Annotated in this window: 15 protein-coding genes; 6 read left to right on the top strand and 9 right to left on the bottom strand. The window is 67.2% G+C overall.

The genetic code is table 11. The features are described from left to right. Positions 1-98: 98 nt before the first annotated feature. Entirely contained in the window at positions 99-974 is an 876-nt protein-coding gene (locus F0U63_RS01400) for a Virginiamycin B lyase (protein WP_395842890.1), read from the top strand. A 12-nt stretch (positions 975-986) separates the two neighbouring features. Here F0U63_RS01400 and F0U63_RS01395 read toward each other — a convergent pair whose 3' ends face one another. From F0U63_RS01395 to F0U63_RS01370, 6 genes are all read right to left on the bottom strand, one after another. Then, the gene (locus F0U63_RS01395) at positions 987-2,111 is read right to left on the bottom strand and encodes an FAD-dependent oxidoreductase (protein ID WP_395842888.1); all 1,125 of its coding nucleotides are present in this window, start codon (positions 2,109-2,111) and stop codon (positions 987-989) included. Between the two features lie 77 nt (positions 2,112-2,188). Beyond that, on the bottom strand, positions 2,189-3,577 hold the full coding sequence (locus F0U63_RS01390) for an MFS transporter (RefSeq protein WP_395842886.1): 1,389 nt from the start codon (positions 3,575-3,577) through the stop codon (positions 2,189-2,191). A 134-nt stretch (positions 3,578-3,711) separates the two neighbouring features. Beyond that, positions 3,712-4,836 (bottom strand): FAD-dependent oxidoreductase, encoded by a 1,125-nt coding sequence (locus tag F0U63_RS01385; RefSeq protein WP_395842884.1) that lies wholly within the window; start codon positions 4,834-4,836, stop codon positions 3,712-3,714. A gap of 21 nt (positions 4,837-4,857) precedes the next feature. Then, entirely contained in the window at positions 4,858-5,214 is a 357-nt protein-coding gene (locus F0U63_RS01380; RefSeq protein WP_395842882.1) for a Rieske (2Fe-2S) protein, read from the bottom strand. An 11-nt stretch (positions 5,215-5,225) separates the two neighbouring features. Beyond that, complete coding sequence (locus F0U63_RS01375; protein WP_395842880.1) at positions 5,226-6,179, bottom strand: VOC family protein; 954 nt, start codon at positions 6,177-6,179, stop codon at positions 5,226-5,228. 27 nt (positions 6,180-6,206) lie between these two features. Then, positions 6,207-7,364, bottom strand: coding sequence for an alpha/beta hydrolase family protein (locus F0U63_RS01370; RefSeq protein ID WP_395842878.1), 1,158 nt, complete (start codon positions 7,362-7,364; stop codon positions 6,207-6,209). A 111-nt stretch (positions 7,365-7,475) separates the two neighbouring features. Between F0U63_RS01370 and F0U63_RS01365 the strand changes: the two genes are divergently transcribed. Continuing rightward, positions 7,476-8,396 carry a LysR family transcriptional regulator gene (locus F0U63_RS01365; protein WP_395842876.1) on the top strand — a complete coding sequence of 307 codons (921 nt, stop codon included), beginning with the start codon at positions 7,476-7,478 and terminating at the stop codon, positions 8,394-8,396. Between the two features lie 13 nt (positions 8,397-8,409). On the opposite strand, the gene F0U63_RS01360 is transcribed toward F0U63_RS01365, so the two are convergent. Continuing rightward, entirely contained in the window at positions 8,410-9,393 is a 984-nt protein-coding gene (locus tag F0U63_RS01360; protein ID WP_395842874.1) for a fumarylacetoacetate hydrolase family protein, read from the bottom strand. 137 nt (positions 9,394-9,530) lie between these two features. Between F0U63_RS01360 and F0U63_RS01355 the strand changes: the two genes are divergently transcribed. Continuing rightward, a complete protein-coding gene (locus F0U63_RS01355) occupies positions 9,531-10,361 on the top strand; it encodes a cyclase family protein (protein WP_395842872.1) in 831 nt (276 codons plus the stop codon). 995 nt (positions 10,362-11,356) lie between these two features. Here the strand turns inward: F0U63_RS01355 and F0U63_RS01350 are convergent. Beyond that, positions 11,357-12,550, bottom strand: a complete 1,194-nt coding sequence (locus F0U63_RS01350; protein ID WP_395842870.1) for a glycosyltransferase — start codon at positions 12,548-12,550, stop codon at positions 11,357-11,359. Positions 12,551-12,778: 228 nt separating this feature from the next. Here F0U63_RS01350 and F0U63_RS01345 point away from each other — a divergent pair, with 228 nt between their 5' ends. The 3 genes from F0U63_RS01345 (at position 12,779) to F0U63_RS01335 (ending at position 16,626) form a co-directional block, all read left to right on the top strand. Then, a complete protein-coding gene (locus tag F0U63_RS01345) occupies positions 12,779-14,485 on the top strand; it encodes a lamin tail domain-containing protein (RefSeq protein ID WP_395842868.1) in 1,707 nt (568 codons plus the stop codon). Between the two features lie 728 nt (positions 14,486-15,213). Further along, a complete protein-coding gene (locus F0U63_RS01340; RefSeq protein WP_395842866.1) occupies positions 15,214-15,594 on the top strand; it encodes a DUSAM domain-containing protein in 381 nt (126 codons plus the stop codon). A 135-nt stretch (positions 15,595-15,729) separates the two neighbouring features. Next, positions 15,730-16,626 carry a hypothetical protein gene (locus tag F0U63_RS01335; RefSeq protein WP_395842864.1) on the top strand — a complete coding sequence of 299 codons (897 nt, stop codon included), beginning with the start codon at positions 15,730-15,732 and terminating at the stop codon, positions 16,624-16,626. Positions 16,627-16,630: 4 nt separating this feature from the next. Here the strand turns inward: F0U63_RS01335 and F0U63_RS01330 are convergent, their stop codons facing one another. Next, positions 16,631-16,987, bottom strand: coding sequence for a hypothetical protein (locus F0U63_RS01330; RefSeq protein WP_395842862.1), 357 nt, complete (start codon positions 16,985-16,987; stop codon positions 16,631-16,633). Positions 16,988-17,180: the final 193 nt, after the last annotated feature.

Genomic DNA, 17,180 nt, shown 5'->3' with positions numbered 1-17,180 from the left:
GAACGACCTCGAAGGCACAACGGGTCCCACACGAACCCCGGCGTGTACTCGGGAAGAGTCAGGAGGGAAGCAGCATGCAGGGAGCGTCGAGCAATGTCATGACGGAGCATCCCCTGAACAACCCGTCCGCGGGCCCATACGGCATCGTGGGCGGTCCGGATGGAGCTCTGTGGTTCACGGAGATCCACTCGGGCCGGATTGGCCGCCTCCGCATGGACGGCGAGCTGGCCTCCTTCCCGCTCCCGACGCCCGACGCGGGGCCCTCCCTCATCGTGGCCGGGCCCGACCGTGCGCTCTGGTTCACCGAGTACAAGGCGAACCGCATCGGGCGCATCACGACGGAGGGCGCGGTCACCGAGTACGTGCTGCCCACCCCGAACGCGGGGCCCTTCGGCCTCACGGTGGGACCTGATGGCGCGCTCTGGTTCACCGAGTCGGCGGCGAATCAGCTCGGCCGCATCACCTTGGACGGCACGGTCACCGAGTTCCCCCTCCCCTCCCCCGACCTGTTCCCCTCCACCCTCACCACGGGACCGGATGGCGCGCTCTGGTTCACGGAGAACAAGGCGAACCGCATCGGCCGGATGACCACGCGGGGACACGTCACCGAGTACCCACTGCCCACCCCCAACGCCGGACCCGTGGGCATCACGGTGGGGCCGGATGGCGCGCTCTGGTTCGTCGAGATCCTCGTGGACCGCATTGGCCGGATGACCACGGAGGGCCACGTCACCGAGTTCCCCCTCCCGCGAGCGGGTGCACGGCCCCACGCCATCGTCACCGGAGCCGACGGCGCCCTGTGGTTCACACAGTGGGGGAGCAACCACATCGGTCGGATGACGACGGGGGGAGCCGTCACCGAGTACGCCATCCCCACCCCACAGGCGGAGCCCCACGGCATCACGTCGGGCCCGGACGGCGCACTCTGGTTCGCGGAGGAAGCGGGAAGAATCGGCCGTCTCGCCCCGCGGTGAGTCGTTCACGCTTCAGAGGGGTTGGGCGATGACGTCCATCACCTTCTTCACGAGCCCGGACCGGTCGGCTCGGGACGCGCCCTGCATCTCCCAGTCGCCAATCTGGATCGCACTCTCCACGATGAACTTGCAGCGCTCGTAGCGCCGCCGCATGAAGCGAGACAGGAGCACTTCCACCGGTGCGTCCTCCACGAGCAGTTCCGAGAGCACCACCGCGTCCTCCACGGCCATGCCCGCCCCTTGCGAGACGTGTGGCGTCATCGCATGGGCCGCATCGCCCATCAGCACCACCCGCCCCCGGTACCACGGTCCGGGGACGAAGATGACCTCCATGGGCTTGTAGACCACCTGCTTCGGGTCGGTGATCTGCTCTCGCAACCGGCCGAGGATGCCTCCGAACTCCGCCATGCGCTCCCTCATGAGGTCCGCGAGCTGGTCCTCCGGCATCCGTGGATTGCCAGGCTCCGCGGACGTCACGAACATGTACATCAGATCCTTGGAGAGCGGACAGAGCCCAGCGTTGTGATTCTCGCCGTAGCAGAGCATCAGGTGGTCAATCTCCGGTGGACGCGGGAAGTTGTGACGAAAGACCGACTGCCCCGTGAAGCGCGGCTTCAGCTCCTTGCCGAAGACCATGCTCCGGACCTTGGAGAAGAGCCCATCGGCGCCCACGACGAGGTCATACCGGCCCCGCGTGCCATCGGTGAACATGACGTCCACGCCATCAGCGTCCTGCCCGAGGTGCTCGACCGTGAGGCCCAGGCGGATGCGGGTCCCCTTCTCCTCCGCCGTGGAGCTGAGCACCTGGTGGAGCGCCAGCCGGGAGATGCCCAGGTTGGCCGGATACTCCGGCCCCGCCGAGCGTGCCCCGGGCAGCATCTGCACGAGCTCGCCCGCCGCCGTGTAGAGGCCCATGTTCTCGTAGGCGAATCCCGCCTCGAGGACACGGTCCATCAGCCCCAGCTGGGCCATGGCCCGGATGACGTTGCATTGCTGGATGATGCCCACCCCGTGGACGGTCCACTCCGCCTTGACCTCGACGAGGTCGACCTCGATGCCACGGTTGCGCAGGCCCGAGGCCAACGACAGGCCTCCAATTCCACCACCGACAATCAACACCTTGTTCACACGAGCCATCGTGGCTGTCTCCTGGACATCAGGGCGTGCGCCCCCCATGGGTGCGGTTGAAACACGAAGCGTCTGGACGACGGGCGCTACGGTACCACCTGGACGTCGACCTGCCGATGGTGCCGGAAGGTGCTGACCACGGCCGACACGGCCGTGACACACGCACCGAGCCCCAGCGCCACGGTGGGCCCACGGCTCTCGAACACCCTGAAGCACACGGCGACCAGGGTGGCTCCGCACGTCTGCCCCAGGAGACGGGCCGTCGCCTGCATGCCGCCCGCGCCGCCACTGCGCGCCTTCGGAGCCGAGGAGAGCATCGCGCGGTTGTTCGGCGACTGGAAGAACCCGAAGCCCACGCCACAGAGGCTCATGCAGCAGACGATGGCGCCGCTCGCCACATGCGCGGGCAACAGCGCGAGCAGCGTCAACCCCGCCGCCATCACGACCGACCCCACCCCGCACAACAGAGCCGCCGAGAAGCGATCCGCCAGCCGCCCCGCGATGGGCGCCATGATGGCCACCGCGACCGGCCAGGGCGTCATCAACAGGCCCGTCTCCACCTGACCGCGCCCCAGGACGTTCTGGAAGTAGAAGGGCAAGGAGACGAAGGCGAGCATCTGCGCCGAGAAGGAGCAGATGGAGGCCACCACGGAGAAGGCGATGACGGGGATGCGCAACAGGTCCACCGGCACGAGTGGCGCGGGCCGTGAGAGCTGCCGCCGCACCATCACGCTCCCCGCGGCGAGCCCTCCGGCGAGCAGGAGGGCGGCGGGAAGCACACCGGTCGTCAGGGTCTCGACGCCAATGAGCAGCAGCCCGAACGTCAGGGCATTGAGCAGCGCGCTCGTCAGATCGAAGGGGAGACCCGAGCACCGGGTGTGCGGCAGGCTCCGGTACGCGATGAGCAGCGCGACAAGGCCCGTCGGCAGGTTGATGGCGAAGAGCCAGGGCCACCCCGAGACCGACAGGATGGCCGAGGCGAGCGTCGGTCCCATCGCGGAGGAGACCGCGACCACCAGGGCGTTGATGCCAATGGCCCGGCCCAACAGCCGATTCGGGTAGGTGAAGCGGATGAGGGCGGCATTGACACTCATGAGCGCGGCCGCGCCGAAGCCCTGGAGGACTCGTGCGAGCGTCAAGCCCACGAGGGAGCCCGACAGCGCGCAGGCCAGCGAGGCCACCGTGAACACCAGGAGGCCGGCCTGGAAGACCCGGCGGTAGCCCACGATGTCTCCCAGCGAGGAGAACGGGAGCAGCGAGACGACGATGGCGAGCTGGTACGCGTTGACGATCCAGATCGACGCGGCGGGCGAGGCGTTCAGGTCCCTCGCGATGGCGGGCAGCGCCACGTTGGCGATCGCCCCATCCAGAACGGCCATCGTGATCGCGAGCAGGATGGCGGCGATCGCCCAGTACCGGCGCGGTGTGGGAAGACCGTCGGAGGCCTCCAATCCAGTCTTCTCGCCGCCATTCATACAGGACTCCGTTCAGAGGGACTGGGCCGGTCCTGGTCGGTCAGTGGACCCGCCCTCCATCTCCCCGTCACAGATACATCGGCGGAGGCGACAAGCGCCAGTACGCCCAGGGAAGCGGGCAAGCCCGGGCGTCCTCAGATGGGCTGGGCCGTGACTTCCATCATCTTCTTCACCACGCCGGTCCGGTCGGCGTGGGACGCGCCCTGCATCTCCCAGTCGCCCACCTGGATCGAGTTCTCCACGATGAACTTGCAGCGCTCATAGCGCCGCTGCATGAAGCGCGGCAGGAGCGCCTCCACCGGAGCGTCCTCCGCGAGCAGCTCCGAGAGCACCACCGCGTCCTCCACGGCCATGCCCGCTCCCTGCCCGAGGTGTGGCGTCGTCGCATGGGCCGCATCGCCCATCAGCACCACCCGGCCCCGGTACCAGGGCTCGGAGACGAAGATGACCTCCATGGGCTTGTAGACCACCTGCTTCGGGTCGGTGATCTGGTCCCGCAGCCGGCCGATGATCCCGCCGAACTCCTTCAGGCGATCCCTCATGAGGTCCGCGAGCCGGTCCTCCGGCATCCACGGGTTGCCAGGCTCCGCGGACGTCACGAACAGGTACATCAGGTCCTTGGAGAGCGGACAGAGCCCGGCGTTGTTCTTCTTCCCATAGAAGGCCGCCAGATGGTCGATCTCGGGCGGGCGCGGGAAGTTGTGACGGAAGACCGCTTGCCCCGTGAAGCGCGGCTTCAACTCCTTTCCAAGGACCAGGGTGCGCACCTTGGAGAAGAGCCCATCGGCGCCCACGACGAGGTCGTACCGGCCCCGCGTGCCATCGGTGAAGGTGACGTCCACGCCGCCGGGGTCCTGCGTGAGGTGCTCGACGGTGACGCCCAGGCGGATGGAGGTGCCCCGCTCCGCGGCCGTGGAGCTGAGCACCTGGTGGAGCGCCAGCCGGGAGATGCCCAGGTTGGCCGGGTACTCCGGCCCCGCCGCGCGCACCCCGGGCAGCATCCGCTGAAGCTCCCCCTCCGCCGAGTAGAGCCCCACATTCTCGTAGGCGAACCCCGCGTCGAGGAAGCGGTCGACGAGCCCCAACTGGGCCATGGCCCGGATGACGTTGCATTGCTGGATGATGCCCACCCCGTAGACGGTCCACTCCTTCTTGACCTCGACGAGCTCGACCTCGATGCCACGGTTGCGCAGACCCGAGGCCAATGACAAACCGCCAATCCCACCACCGACAATCAATACCTTGTTCACTCGGGCCATCTTGGCTGTCTCCTTGGCTCTTCAGGCTTGTTGCGTCTGGATCACGACCTGGACGTGGTCGTCGGAATCCAGCAACACGGGCACGCGGGTCAGCGCCTGCCCCAGGCAGGGCCCCAGCGTGCAGACGCCGGTGGCGATGTCGAACCGCGCGCCGTGGGCGTGGCAGACGATGCGGCTGCCGTCGCGGTTGAGATAGGCATCCTTGCGCCAGGCCATGGCCGTACCGGGCTGGTGCGGGCAGTCATCGCGCCAGGCGTACAGCTCGCGGCCCTGGCGCACCACCAGCACGGAGTCCTGGCCAGACCGCAGCGGATCGAAGCCCCGCGACTGCCCATCGGGCAGCTCGTCGAGCCGGCACAGGAAGACCACGCGCTCCATGGCCAGACGTGTCAGTGTTTGCCAGGTGCGCCAGCCGGCGGCGGGCCCACGGGAGCCCATTTGGCCCGGTGCTGGAACAGGAACAACTGCGAGGCGTCCGCGCTCATCGGCACTTCACGCGCGACCCAGCGCTCGTCGTGCTGGTCCATGTCGGCGTCGTACTCCACATGGCAGCCGAGCGGGCTGTTGAAGTACCAGAACCAGTTGGAGCCGAAGCGGTGCCGGCCCGGACCCCAGAACGACTGGTAGCCCTTCTCGACGAAGCGGGTGCCGGCCAGCATCATCTCGGTCGGGCCGCCGAGGTGGAAGGTGAAGTGCTCGATGCCCTTCATCTGCGGCGGGGTCTGGATCATGAACAGCGTGTGGTGGTCGGCCGTACCGGCCGGGCGCAGGAACGGGCCCACGCCGGTGAAGCGATCCGTGCAGATGAAGCCGAGCCGCTTGACGTAGAAGGCCTCGGCCTTGACGGCGTCGGGTACGAAATACACCACGTGCGACAAGGTTCGTGGCCGCACCTCCCGAGAAGGATCCACCCCGAGCGCGTTCACCGGGCGCTGAGCGGCGGCACCGGGTGCGTTGACGGTTTCACCCGCCAGCGTCAGCGGCCGGCGCACCGTCACCTGGAAGGCCAGCGCGAAGCCCAGGTCATCCACCGTGTGCAGGCGGCCATGGGCATCGCGGCGCACCTCGCGGTCCCGCCCGAGCTCGGCGGCGATGGCGTCCAGGGTGGCGCTGTCGGCCACGCCGTAGACGGTCTCGCGCAGCTGGCTGGCGGTGCCCAGGGCGGGCGGCAGCGTGGGGTCCGCGTGGTGCTTGATGACGATGTACGTGCCGTCGAGCGCCTCGAAGCGGCCACCCTGCTCGTTCACGTCCACGCCGCGCAGGCCGTAGTCGAGCAGGTACTGGCTACAGGCGGCCACGTCATCCACGCCAAAGACGAGGGCGTCGGGTCCGATGATGTTCATGGAGGGATTCCTTTCCGAGGGAGGGGCTCAGGCCGTGCGACCGCCCAGGGTCTCGGCGACCCAGTCGGCGATGAAGGCGCCAGCGTTGGCGCTGTTGTCGAAACTGCTGTGCTGCACACCGCCTTCCCGCGCGGTGAACACCTTGAGCTCCCGCTTCGGGCTGTTGATGAGTTGTTCGTAGGTGCGCTCGGCCCACTTGAGCGGGATTTGCGAGTCCTTCTCGCCGTGCGTCACCAGGAAGGGCACCCGGATGCGCTCGAGGATGCCGTCGAGGTGCACGTTCTCGGCGATGCGCATGAAGTCGTCCATGTCCCTCGCGCCCCAGACCCAGCGCACGTGCTCCCAGTAGTGAGGCACCGGGAAGCTGCCTTCCTTCTGCAGCCGCTTCTTCTGCACGTCGCGCCAGTCGTGGTTCGCACCCCAGACCACGCCCATCGCGAACCGCGGCTCGAAGGCCACCGCCCGCGGGCAGTAGTAGCCACCGAGCGATACACCCTCGAGACCAATACGCCGGGCGTCGATGTCCTCGCGGGTCTCCAACCAGTCGACGACCTTGCTGGCCCAGCGCTCGCTGTCGTACACCGCCTTCAAGTCGTGCAGGCGCAGCGCCTCGCCGGTGCCGGGCTGATCGATCACCAGCGACGCCACTCCCCGCTGCGCCAGCCAGCGCGGCAGGCCCACGAAGTATTTCATCTCCTTCGTGCTGTCCAAGCCGTTCACCTGCACCAGGATGGGCTGGCGGCCACTCACACCCTCGGCGCGGACATAGAGGCCCGCGAGGTGCTTGCCTTCATATGGGATCTCCACCCGCTCGCAGTTGGCATGCGACAGCGCCAGGCCCTTGCTGAAGGTCTCCAGCACGCGGGCGTACAGCGGCGCGCGCTCGGGATTGCCATGGCCCTGCATGCGCTCGGCGGTGAGGTAGTACATCGAGGCGCGCTGCAGCTTGTCGCCCGCGGAGATCAGCCGGCCGGCGCGCTCGTCGTCCTCCGCCAGCGCGCGCAGCTTGTCGCCCATCGCGACCCAGCTCCGCATGAACGCCCGCGTGCCCTCGGCATCCGGCTGCTCCGAAGCGGCGAGCAGCGGCGCGCACATCTCCTCGATCTCCCCGATGCGCGCGCCCATCTCGATCGCCAGGTCGACCGACAGGTTCCAGACATAGTTCTTGGGGAAGTATCGAAACATGGGCTCCTCGGCTCCACCGCGATCCTCCGTTCTACTTATGGACCTCCGATCTATCGGGGAAGTCGTATTTCCCAATACGATGTATCGATCCCATCGATGCATGATGGCGCCATGAGGTTCCAGAACCTGGACTTGAACCTGCTGGTGGCGCTCGACGTTCTGCTCGAGGAGCGGAATGTCTCCCGTGCGGCCACCCGGTTGCACATGAGCCAATCCGCCATGAGCGGCGCGCTCGGGCGGCTGCGGGAGTTCTTCGGAGACGAGCTCCTGGTGCAGGTCGGACGCCAGATGGTTCCAACCCCCCGGGCCGAGAGCCTCGCGCACAGTGTCCGGGACATCCTGTTGCGCATCCAGTCAGCGGTCGAGTCGAAGCCCAGCTTCGACCCGGCGTCGGCCCGGCGCACGTTCCGGATCGTCACCTCCGATTACGTCACGGAGGTGTTGCTCGCGGACGTGGTGCGCCGGCTCCAGCGCGTGGCGCCGGGAATCTCGCTGGAGCTCACGGCCCCGGGCACGGCCATGGGCGAGGCCCTCCAACGGGGAGAGCTCGACTTCATCATCACGCCCGACACGCACACCCAGGAGCTCCATCCCAAGGAAACCCTCTTCGAGGAGACCTACTGCTGCGCCGTCTGGACGGGCAACACGCGGGTTGGCGATACCCTGTCACTCGAGCAGTATCTGGAGTTGGGACATATTGGCGTCACGCTCAGCAAACAGGCGCCGTCCGCCGAACAGGGCTTCCTGGCGCGGTTCGGGCACGAGCGCCGGATCGAGGTGACGGTCCCCAGTTTCTGTACCGTGCCCCACCTGCTCGTCGGCACGAACCTGGTTGCGACAATGCATTCCCGGCTGGCCCGGCTCCATGCGCGACTGCTGCCGCTGCGCATCCTGCCGCTGCCGATCGAATTCCCACCCCTGGTCGAGATGCTCCAGTGGAGCCGCTACTTCGAGGACGACCCCGGGGTGCGCTGGATGCGCGAGCTGTTCCAGACATGTGTGGCCGAGCAGAAATCCAACCCGGGCACCTGAGCCCCGCAGGTTCTCAGGGCGTGGCGGAGACCATCTTCTGGTCGATCGCGCCAAAGACACCGTGGCCGTCGGCGTCGAGGACCTCCATGTGCACGGTGTCCCCGAAACGCATGAAGCTGGAGACCGGCTTGCCGTGCGCGATCATCTCCAGGGCCCGGCGCTCGGCGATGCAGGCGGAGCCCACGCTGGAGTCGGCGTTGGAGACCGTCCCCGAACCAATCACTGTCCCCGCGCCCAGCCGGCGCGTCGCCGCCGCATGCGCGATGAGCTGGTGGAAGCTGAAGTTCATCTCCCCGCCATTCGGGTGCCCGAACCACGCGCCGTTCCAACGCACGCGCAGTGGCAGGTGCACGCGTCCCTCCTTCCAGGCACCACCGAGCTCATCGGGCGTGACGGCGACGGGCGCGAAGCTGGACGAGGGCTTGGCCTGGAGGAAGCCGAAGCCCTTCTTCATCTCGATGGGGGTGAAGGCGCGGAGGCTGACGTCATTCACCTGGAGCAACAGCTTGATGTGACTCGCGGCCCGTTCGGCCGTGCACCCCATGGGCACGTCGTCCACCATGATGGCGAACTCGCCCTCGAAGTCGATGCCGTGGGCCTCGCTCGGAAGCGGGACATCGTCCCGAGACCCGAGGAAGTCATCCGCCGCGCCCTGGTACATCAAGGGGACGGTCTCGAAGTCCGGGACGGGAGGAATGCCGAAGGCCTTCTCCATGAGCCGGCCATGGTTCAGGAAGGCCGAGCCATCGCACCACTGGTAGGCCCGAGGCAGGGGCGCCGCCGCGGCCACCGGGTCGAAGTCGAACGCCTTGGGCGCGCGCTCCGCGTTCAGCGCGTCATAGAGTTCCCGCAGGGCGGACTCGACCTGGGCCCAGTTCTCGATGGCGTCCTGCATCGTCGACACGATGGAACGAGCGTGCACCGCCCGGCGCAGGTCGCGCGAGACGACGACCAGCATCCCGTCCCGGGTTCCATTCTTGAGCGTTCCCAGTTTCATGACGGAGTTGAATAGACCGCCGCCCGGAGCCCGGGAAGTCGGTTGTATCGATGCCATCCATCGGTGCCGCCGATGCCTCGTATCGCGAGAAGCGCGTTCCCTCGCGAGCCCCAGGTGCGGGATCCTCCAGGCCGAACATGGCTCGGAAGTGGGCCATCCGCCGGAAAGGCCAGGACATGAACCCCCAGGGGCTGCGCTTCGTCGATCTCTCCGTCACGCTCGAGAACAGTGAGTACACGGACCCGCCCACGCTCCTGCCGCACATCGAGTATTCGGATCATGCGGAGGGTGCGAAGGAAATGGCCACGATGTTCCCGGGCCTCAACCCCGACCACCTGCCGGAGAAAGAGGGCTGGGCGGGCGAGCGGATGAAGCTCACCGCGCACAACGGCACGCACATGGACGCGCCCTGGCACTACGCCTCGACGACGGATGGCGGCAAGCCGGCCTACGGCATCGAGGCGCTGCCACTCGACTGGTGCTTCCGTCCGGGCGTGAAGCTCGACTTCCGCGACAAGCCCAACGGGCATGTGGTCACGGCCGCGGAGGTCGAGGCGGAGCTGAAGCGCATCGGCTACACGCTCCAGCCCCTGGACATCGTGCTCGTGAACACCTCCGCGGCCGTGCTCTACGGCAAACCCGGCTATCTGGAGGCGGGGTGCGGCATGGGCCGCGAGGCGACCCTCTACCTGCTGGAGAGAGGCGTGCGCGTGGTGGGCACGGACGCCTGGAGCTGGGACGCACCGTTCAAATACACGCGGGAGCGGTTCGCGAAGACGGGCGACGCGTCGATCATCTGGGAAGGCCACAAGGCCGGCCGCGACATCGGCTATGGCCAGATGGAGAAGCTCACGAACCTCGACCAGTTGCCGCCCTTCGGCTACACGGTCTCCTGCTTCCCCTACAAGATCAAGAATGGCTCGGCGGGCTTCACGCGCGCCGTCGCCATCTTCAACGCACAGGCTTGAAACCTCGGGGTCGATGGGCAAAGAGTCCGCCTTCCTCGACGGACTCTCAGGCAGGGGCGGAACAACCACTTAATGACTGACAACACACGTCATCAGGTCCACGTCCACCTCAAAACCAACTATTGAATAGAACAACACATGGCAATAGAGGAAACTGTGCCAGAACTTGCTGGAGCGTCATTCGAGAGCCTGCAACTATAGGTACTGGCCGTCAGCACTGACGACACAGACGAAGACAATGCCCCAGCCTGCTTGCAAGACCCGCCCATTGTAATCTGGCCCGCCGGACAAGTCGCGATAGAACTTGACCCAGGGCCCGTAGCGAGGCCTGACACAATTCCACATTGGACGATTGCCTTGGGCCCAATTGGACCCTGTGGGCCGACGGGACCACTCGCCCCAGGCGGACCCTGCGGACCGGTATCTCCTTTCAAGCCTTTCTCGCCTTGTGGGCCGACGGGACCACTCGCCCCAGGCGGACCCTGCGGACCGGTATCTCCTTTCGAACCTGGATCGCCCTTGGGTCCAGTAGCTCCCGTTTCCCCCTTGGGACCTTGAGCACCAACCGTAACCCCAATGGCCGAGTTCTGCTCTGGAGCCGCACCGGACGAAACGCTGAGCAGGTAGGTACCGGGCGTCCTAAGTAGACTGAACGGCACCGCCACGATCATGGACGAGTCGTACTGAGGAGTGATGACCGAAACGGGCAGACCGGCGAAGCGAACCACTGCTCCCGACGTCCCAAAGTTCTCTCCATAAACGTAGAGCTTGCCTGCCGGCGCATCCACTTCAACAGAAGTAATGAGCAGGGGTGCAGCAGAAGCAGCCGTTGCAAAGAAAAAATTGACATACAATACCGCGCGCCACCCCGATAAATTTTTTACCAATATCGTCTCCTGGTAAAGGCCCGAAGAACCGAGCAAGCCCAAGGTACCAAGAAGCAATCCCCCCCCAAGAAGTAAAATCAAGTCCAGCCGCGCGACAGAAAGTGTCCGTCAGCTCCCAGCGGGCAAGGTCTTCTCCCGGGCCAGCCGCTCCAGCAGGGCCACGCCGTGCTCCAGCCCCGGCAGGGCCAGGGCCTCGGCCTGCAAGCGCCGCGCACGCTCGCGGTACGCGCCGTCCGCGAGCATTTCCCGCACCTGCTGGCGGATGAGCTGCGGCGTGAGCGTGTCCGGCAGCACCACCCGCGCCAGGCCAATCCGCGCGCACGCCTGGGCGTTGATCGGCTGATCCGCCGCGATCGGCATGATGATGCCCGGCAGCCCCGCGTACAGCGCGCTCATCACGCTGTTGTAGCCCCCGTGCATGATGGCCAGGTCACACCGCGGCAGCAGGAGCGACTGGGGAATGTAGCGCTCCACGTGCACGTGCGCCGGCTGCGGCCCGAGCACCGCCGGATCCAAATCCCTCCCCACCGTGATGATGAGCTCCACCGGCTCCTCCCGGAGCCCCTCGGCGATGGTGCCCAGCAGGTGGACCAGCTTGTTGAACGCCGTGCCCAGCGTCGCGTACACCACCGGCCGGCCACTCAGTGAGGACACCCACCCGGGCAGCCCCTCGGAGCCGGACTGGTCGAACACCTCCAGCTTCAGGTAGCGCGTCGTCGGCGGCAGCCGGGGCTCGAAGTAGGACGCGGGCATGAACGACAGGTGCAGGTGGCGGAAGGGCTCGCGCAGCTCCGGATCCGGCTTCAGGCCGAACTCCACGCGCACCGCCTCCATGCGCTGGACGAAGAGCGGCTGATCCGCCCCGCCAATCGAACCGCCTCCCACCTGGATGGAGGCATGCGGAATCCCCAGCTTCTCGCCCACCAGGGCCCCCGCGAGATCCATGGACTCGCGGACGATCAGCTCCGGCCGCCAGCGCTCACAGAGAGCCAACAGGTCCGGCAGCTTCCGGCGCGCGAAGCCGTCGACGAACATGCGCGTCATCATCTCCAGCCGCTCGGAGGCACCCGCCCTCATCGCCGCCTCCTGCCGTTTCTGGATCTCCCGGGGATCCGTCCCCACTACCGCCTCGAAGCCGACGCCCGCCGCGAAGGAGCCAAACCCATTGGCCTCCACCACCGGCTGGAATGGCGCGGGCACGGCGAAGGCCACTTCGTGACCGGCTTTCTGGAGCGCCCGCGCCGTGGGCACCAGCGGATGGAAATGACCAGTTCCGGAGAGGGACGAGAAGAGCACGCGCATGGAAGCGAAACCTCGTGGAAGGAAGGCGCGCATCTAACCGCCTGACACTGACGGTGCACTTCCAACCCATTGTGGCCGCACTCAGGCTCCGGGTACTTACAGCACCCTCGTTAATAAACCGTAACACAACAACTCTTTCTCAGGCGGCGATAATCTGAGAGCGGAGCCACTCGCGCTCCGTTTCCCCTCACCGCTTCCGGACGCCGGAGCAGGGATTCCCTCGTGCGCATGACAAGAACCTCTTCCTGGTACACGCCTCTCGACCGCCGTTGGCTCTCCAACGCCCTGGCCTTCACCCTGATGGCGTGCGGAGCCGCACCCCAGGAGGAAACGGAGGCGAGCACCACGAGCATCCAGGAGGCGGAGCTGGCCGGCACCACCCGGGTGCGGTTGATGGCCGCCAACATCTCCAGCGGCAACAACCAGAGCTACGACCCGGGCGAGGGCATCCGCATCTTCCAGGGCACCAAGCCCGACGTGGTGATGATCCAGGAGTTCAACTACGGCGACAACTCCGCCACCGCCATCCGCTCCTTCGTCAACACCGCCTTCGGCTCGAGCTTCTATTACTACCGCGAGGCGGGCGCGCAGATCCCCAACGGCGTCATCAGCCGCTACCCCATCATCGCCTCGGGCGAGTGGGATGACACCCAGGTGAGCAACCGCGACTTCGCCTGGGCGCGCATCGACATCCCCGGCCCCAAGGATCTCTGGGTGGTGAGCGTGCACCTGCTCACCGCGGACAGCGCCACGCGCAACACCGAGGCAACCAACCTCGTGAAGTTCATCCAGGCCAACGTGCCCTCGGGGGACTTCCTCGCCATCGGTGGCGACTTCAACACCGATACCCGCAGCGAGCCGTGCTTCTCCACCTTCTCCCCCGTGGTCTCCACCGCGAGCCCCTACCCGGCGGACAAGAATGGCAACGTCAACACCAACGCCAGCCGCGCCAAGCCGTATGACCACGTGCTGGTGAACAGCGCCCTGCGCACCTACCAGACGTCCACCGTCATCGGCGCGAGTTCCTTCAGCGCGGGCCTCGTGGTGGACACGCGCGTGTACTCGCCCCTGTCGGAGATCTCCCCGGCGCAGAGCGCCGACAGCGGCGCCACCAACATGCAGCACATGGCCATCATCAAGGACTTCCTCGTGCCTTCGGACACCACCACCGCGGGCGTCACCGTGCTCTCGCCCAACGGCGGTGAGAGCTGGACGACGGGCAACACGTACGCCATCACCTGGTCGGCCTCGGGCGTGACGAACGTGAAGCTGGAGTACACGCTCAACGGCTCCACCTGGACGACTCTCACCTCCAGCACCCCGGCCTCCGCGGGCAGCTACTCCTGGACGGTGCCCACCACCGCCACCACCACCGCCCGCGTGCGCGTGAGCGATGCCGCGAACTCCGCCCTCACCGACTCGAGCGACGCGGCCTTCACCCTCACCTCGTCCGGAGGCGGAGGTGGCTCCGCCCAGGTCATCATCAACGAGGTGCTCGCCAACGAGGCCGGCTCGGACGTGAACGGCGAGTTCATCGAGCTGGTCAACACCGGCACCGCCGCGGCGGACCTCTCCGGCTGGACGCTCTCGGACGCAACCGGCACGCGCCACACCTTCGCCAGCGGCACGAGCCTCGCCGCGGGCAAGGCCATCGTCGTGTTCGGCGCCGCCGCGGGCATCCCCTCGGGTCTCACCAACGCCGTGGGCGCCTCCACCGCCCAGCTCAACCTGAGCAACAGCGGCGACACCGTGACGCTCAAGACCTCGGCGGGCACGACCGCGGACACCGTCACCTACGGCTCCGCCCTCTCTGGCACGGATGGCGTGTCCTTCAACCGAAACCCGGACGTCACCGGCACCTCGTACGCGCTGCACACGAGCGTGGCCAGCACCTCCTCGTCCCCGGGCAAGCGCGCCAACGGCACCGCCTTCTGAGCCGCGTCTCCTCCTTCTTCCATTGGGAGGGGGAGACGAAGTGCATCCCCAGTCGTTTCGAGCACCTGGCCCGGATTGATGCGTGACGAAAACCATCAATCCGGGCTTCCTCTGGCGCGCGTAGCGACATCCGCCACGACACGGGACGCGCACCGGTGGTGAACCGGCCGCCGGGGACTTCTAGCGGAGTGTCTCGGTCGTCAGTGGTGGACGGGGAAGACGAACAGCCCCTGCCGAACCTGTCCCATGTTGGCACTCCCTGTATGACTTCCCTAGCGTCGCGGGCATGAAACATCGGAACTACGCCCTGAGCCTCGTCGGTGTGGCTGTGCTGGAAAGCGTGCTCGCATCGGGTTGCTCAGCCGGAACTGCCGCCGTGGGACTGAGCGACTGTGGAAACAACACCATGACCTGCTGCATTCAAAAGCATCCCTACGACCCAGTAGGAGCGTGCGGTGCCACTGCCGCGGACATAGAGGAGGCGATAGGGGCCGGGGTGGTGATAGGGGTCGGGGTAGTGGTCGAGAACGCTCTACAGGAGGGAGCGGGGGAAGGGGTGGACGACCCCGACGAGGGATGGCGGGAGCACTGCCGTGACCTCTTCGTTCAGTGCAGAGATCAGAAGAAACCGCGCTGGGTCGGTAACTGCTATGACTGCTTCCGGTGGTGCGAGGGACAGCACCAATGGCCCTTTCAGATGTGCTGGCAAAAAACAAGGTGAGTCAGGAATGGGTGAGCCCCACGATTGGGACAGGGTTCTTGGGTTGTATGCCAGGCTCGAGCGGAAAGAGGCGATAGAACCAAACGCCGAAGTGCGCGACCTCTGCCGGAGAGTGGCGCGGGATGTCGCTATCAGCGATGACGACGCGGAACGTGCATTGCTCACCTCCTCCGGAGCGGAAACACTCATACGAGAGATGCGCCGCCGGATTTTCGAGGGAAGCCGACGGCTATCCCGAGCGCTCGTTGATTCCGCCCGCCGCAAGAAAGCAGGTGATGTGGTCGGAGCGCGAGAGATGCTGGAGGCAGTACTGGCTGTTGAGGTCGTCCCCCTCTACCGGGAACAGGCCGAAATCGCACTTGATTACGTGGATGACCCAGAGGATTAGAGCCTCATGGCGCGACGCTGAGCGGGGGCGGCTGTTGACGGGTGGGCATGCATCCCGAACCCCGGGGCGGGTGTCCACCCGTGACAGGGAGGGCAATCGTACGGGGCCTGGGTTGCTCGCTTCCCTGGAGGTGCCATGCGTGCCCGCCCCGCTGCCCGTCTCACCCTCGTCCCCCGCCCCGAGACTCCCGCCGACTCCCCGGCCGACCGGGGTGATTCCCCCCGGCAACACCTCGCCCCACCGCACCGCGCCACGCGCCGCCCCACCGCGCCCAACGAGGGACTCGGCGCCCTGCTGCGACAGGGAGTGGTGAGCGCGGGCATCGGTGCCCTGAAGAACTCCGGCGAGGCCCTGCGCAGCTTCGGGCTCGGACTGGGTGCCCTCGCCCGGGGCCACCTCCTCCTCGGCGGCGCGCGCTTGAAACGGGGCATGGTGAGCCTGCTACGGCTCGCGCTCGATGCCCCGCTGAGCGTGGGCGGACGGCTGCTCAGCGGCGTGCAGACGCGGCTCGGCCTGGAGACGCCGGGCTGTCCCCTCGGCGCGCGGCAACTCCTGGAGCTGCGCAAGGTGTTCGGCGGCAGCATCGACTACGGGCGGGTGTGCATCAAGACCGGGCGCCTGGGCCTGCTCGCGCTCCCGCGCCGCCCCTTCGTCCTCGGCTACACGCTGTATGTGCCCTCGCAGGAGCCCCTCTCGTCCACGGGCGCGGTGCAGTGGCCCCTCCACCTGCTCGTGCGCGAGCTCACCCGGGTCTGGCAATACCAGCATGGCGGCACCGACTACACCTGCCAGACCTTGGGCGCACGCTGGTTCGCGAAGAAGGCCGACTGGCGCCAGGCCCTCCGCGAGGGCCGGGGCTGGCGGGAGCTGGACCCCGAGCAGCAGCTCCGCTTCCTGCAGGACGCCTACACCCGCTCCTCGTACTTCCGGGTGCCCGGCCATCGCTTCATCGACGACGACTCGGGCGTGGACTACACCGCGCAGCTCGAGGCCGCGCTCCACCACATCCGCTCGGGCCAGGGCGCTCCCTGAGCGTCTACTTCTGGGCCCGGGCGCGTCCCGGGCTCCCCGTTCTCGTCGAGGACATGACACCCGTCCGGACTGGAAGGACACGGCGGGGCGCCTCCTCGTGCAGTCCCAGCTCGATGCGCTGCTCGATGTCCTCGCGCATGCGCAGGGCCTCGAAGAGCGCCGCTTCGATCTGCTCGCGCACCTGCACCGAGTGCTCGTCCAGGGCCAGGGCGGGCGCTAGCGTATCCGCCGGCTCTCTCCGCCGGGCGATACGCCCCGCGGGCGCCTGACGCCGACGCTTGACCGCCGGGCGCTGGGGCGCCGACGCTGCCTTTGCTTCCTTGCGCTTGTTGGCCATATCCGCCTCGAGGGCTGCACACATCCACCCGCCTTCAAGGTGAGGTGGATGGTTCCCGAGGGGAAGTCCCCTCGCTGTGGCTGTCCCGTCCACTGGACAGCCGGGCGGGCGGCCCCCCCCGCCGCGCCATGCATGTTTCCGGGCCGGGCCCGTCGGGGGGTGTATGTCATCTTCCCCGTTCCCGGCCCCGTCCCGGTGCATGCGACACGTGCGGGCG

Source organism: Cystobacter fuscus (assembly GCF_044360685.1).
Taxonomy (GTDB): Bacteria; Myxococcota; Myxococcia; order Myxococcales; family Myxococcaceae; genus Cystobacter; species Cystobacter fuscus_C.
This window is presented reverse-complemented; position numbering and strand designations above follow the sequence as displayed.

Coding starts and splice junctions, on each gene's coding strand:
- F0U63_RS01335 (WP_395842864.1), top strand. CDS start 15,730: ATGCGTGCCCGCCCCGCTGCCCGTCTCACCCTCGTCCCCCGCCCCGAG.
- F0U63_RS01330 (WP_395842862.1), bottom strand. CDS start 16,987: ATGTGTGCAGCCCTCGAGGCGGATATGGCCAACAAGCGCAAGGAAGCA.
- F0U63_RS01350 (WP_395842870.1), bottom strand. CDS start 12,550: ATGCGCGTGCTCTTCTCGTCCCTCTCCGGAACTGGTCATTTCCATCCG.
- F0U63_RS01365 (WP_395842876.1), top strand. CDS start 7,476: ATGAGGTTCCAGAACCTGGACTTGAACCTGCTGGTGGCGCTCGACGTT.
- F0U63_RS01380 (WP_395842882.1), bottom strand. CDS start 5,214: ATGGAGCGCGTGGTCTTCCTGTGCCGGCTCGACGAGCTGCCCGATGGG.
- F0U63_RS01385 (WP_395842884.1), bottom strand. CDS start 4,836: ATGGCCCGAGTGAACAAGGTATTGATTGTCGGTGGTGGGATTGGCGGT.
- F0U63_RS01390 (WP_395842886.1), bottom strand. CDS start 3,577: ATGAATGGCGGCGAGAAGACTGGATTGGAGGCCTCCGACGGTCTTCCC.
- F0U63_RS01360 (WP_395842874.1), bottom strand. CDS start 9,393: ATGAAACTGGGAACGCTCAAGAATGGAACCCGGGACGGGATGCTGGTC.
- F0U63_RS01375 (WP_395842880.1), bottom strand. CDS start 6,179: ATGAACATCATCGGACCCGACGCCCTCGTCTTTGGCGTGGATGACGTG.
- F0U63_RS01395 (WP_395842888.1), bottom strand. CDS start 2,111: ATGGCTCGTGTGAACAAGGTGTTGATTGTCGGTGGTGGAATTGGAGGC.
- F0U63_RS01400 (WP_395842890.1), top strand. CDS start 99: ATGACGGAGCATCCCCTGAACAACCCGTCCGCGGGCCCATACGGCATC.
- F0U63_RS01345 (WP_395842868.1), top strand. CDS start 12,779: ATGACAAGAACCTCTTCCTGGTACACGCCTCTCGACCGCCGTTGGCTC.
- F0U63_RS01370 (WP_395842878.1), bottom strand. CDS start 7,364: ATGTTTCGATACTTCCCCAAGAACTATGTCTGGAACCTGTCGGTCGAC.
- F0U63_RS01355 (WP_395842872.1), top strand. CDS start 9,531: ATGGCTCGGAAGTGGGCCATCCGCCGGAAAGGCCAGGACATGAACCCC.
- F0U63_RS01340 (WP_395842866.1), top strand. CDS start 15,214: ATGGGTGAGCCCCACGATTGGGACAGGGTTCTTGGGTTGTATGCCAGG.